1 protein-coding gene is annotated in these 2,385 nt (G+C 53.6%); it reads right to left on the bottom strand.

What is annotated here, in order from left to right; translation table 11 throughout:
- Positions 1 to 516: 516 nt before the first annotated feature.
- A complete protein-coding gene (locus HMPREF2820_RS08610; protein WP_070603690.1) occupies positions 517 to 1,965 on the bottom strand; it encodes a nucleobase:cation symporter-2 family protein in 1,449 nt (482 codons plus the stop codon).
- Positions 1,966 to 2,385 lie beyond the last annotated feature (420 nt).

Raw genomic sequence — 2,385 nt, 5'->3', positions numbered from 1 at the left:
GTGGGTCGTGGTTGCCTTGCCCCTTGTGTGGGGTTGGGGGCTGCGGCCCATTTTTTTGTGCCCACAAGTAAACGGAATTCAATCAATAAATGTCGTAGCTTATGTCTCGGTGATAGACACTGATCTTGATTGGTTGCGGGTACTTGGAACGGGTCTGATGCGCAGTAGACCGGTCGAAGGCTCCTCGAATTCTGGCACTGCGCTTGTTGGCATGTCCTATTCATTTATTGCACTTCTCTGACTATCACTGTCACTCATGCCTACATGCCGATGCCCCGGTTCAATTAAGGCTTTACTGCCAAGCTGTCGAAATAGGGAGACATACCTTTACTTAGGCATCAGCTCTGATTCTCGAGTTGTACCTACGAGACAACGTGGTGCCGTTCTCGATCGCGCCAAAAGGAAATCCCGTATGGGCGAGGTATTTCCTGCGCCCATACGGGAATGTGTTGTATTTAGTTACGCCAGCGCGGTCTGGGATTGAGCTATCCAGCCGCGCTGATCAAAGTACCGAAGTTAGTTATTGCTGCTCGGCTTATCTGGCGGGACGTCGCCGTAGCCGTCGTGGTCCTTATCTTCAGAGTTGATACCTCCGCGGAAGGTGTCGTGAGCGCTCGGAGTAACTGCGTGCGGTGCACGGTCGGAGGTGTTGAACAAAAGGTTCAAGATGATTGCTGCGACGGAACCTACGCAGATTCCTGAGGCCATAAACGTTTGTGCCCACGCCGGCAGTCCGGAGAATAGTTCGGGCGATACAGCAGGAAGCAATGCCAGTGCCAACGGAATACCAACGACAATCACGTTGGATTCAGTGAACTTAACCTTGGATAGGGTGCGGACGCCGGATGCTGCGACCATGCCGAACAAGGCGATACCGGCACCTCCCAAAACTGGAGCTGGGATAGCAGCAACGAGAGCGGCCGTCTTTGGAATCAGGCCTAGAACCAGCAGCATTCCGCCTGCAGCTGCGGTAACCCACCGGGATCGCACACCCGTGATGGACAGGACGCCGATGTTCTGGGCAAACGCCGTGTATTGGAAGGTATTGAAAATACCACCGATCACGGTCGCAGCACCGTCGGCACGCAGTGTGTCGGCAATACGGCGATTATCAATCTCGGTCTCGGTAATCTCACCGATTGCAAGCACATCTCCAGTCGCCTCGACCATAGTCACTAGCGAGACAATGCACATGGCAAATACAGCCGAGAAGACAAACTCAGGCATGCCGAAGTAGAACGGATGTGTCAGCCCAAAGATTGGTGAGTCCTTGGTCCCAGACCAATCCACCATTCCCAATGGAATGCATAGCAGCAACCCAGAAATCATGCCCACTAGAACGGCAATTCGGGCGAGCCATTCCGGTGCCCAACGCTCAATACTGAGAATCAAGACCAACACAAACACAGCTACTGCCAAGTTTTGGGGTGTGCCGAAATCAGGAGTGTCCTTAACTTCAGCACCGCCACCAACCCAGTCAGCTGCGACTGGCATAAGCGTCGTACCGATAATCAATAGCACCGTACCAGTGACCAACGGCGGAAATAGGCGTAGAAGCGACGCAAAAAGCGGTGCAAAGAGCATCATGAAAATGCCCGATGCAATCACCGAACCGTAGATTGCGGGCACGCCGTATTGCGATCCGATAGTGACCATCGGAATGGCAGCAGAGAAGGTACAGCCCTGAATCAGTGGTAGCCGCACGCCAAATCGCCAAATGCCCACCGACTGCACGATGGTGGCGATGCCGGCAACAAACAAGTCCGCGGCAATTAGGTGCGGAATATCGGATGGGGACATACGCCCGGCATCCACAAGTGCCCAGCCCACGAAAAGCGGGACTGCCACCGCGCCTGCATACGCGGCGAGCACATGTTGAAAGCCGAGTACAAGCAGTTTCACATGGCCTGGATACTCATCGACCGGATGGACGGTCCGAGCATCGGTCTTCGTTGATGTAGTCACAGTTCGACTTTAGTTCCCTAGTCCAGCTTTTCCTCACTGGAGCTTTCTATTGGGGTGGTTTCGCTCCATCTCGCTTTACGACGAGGCTTTCGGGCCACGTCATTCTGCTGAGATAGTTCGTTAGTGTGCGTGAGCGGCCGGTGAACGAATGCATTGCCGAACAGCTTTAAGTGAAACTCTACGGTTATGGTCTTCTCTTAGCTCGAAAGTGCCCTAGAAAAGCATTGTGACCTGGGGGTTCGCTTTATGTGTGAAGTGTGTGTAATGTATCCGGGGTCAGCGCGACAGGGCGATGTAATCGCTTGTTGTGGTGATGTGGGGGAGAGTTTACTTTGTATTCACGGTCGGTTTGACTTGTGTTTGCAGTGAAGGTAGAGTCTTCTTCTGCTGCTCACGTGGTGGTTGCCCTGGTTGGGGTGG

Source organism: Corynebacterium sp. HMSC064E08 (genome assembly GCF_001811805.1).
GTDB lineage: Bacteria > Actinomycetota > Actinomycetes > Mycobacteriales > Mycobacteriaceae > Corynebacterium > Corynebacterium jeikeium_D.
This window is presented reverse-complemented; position numbering and strand designations above follow the sequence as displayed.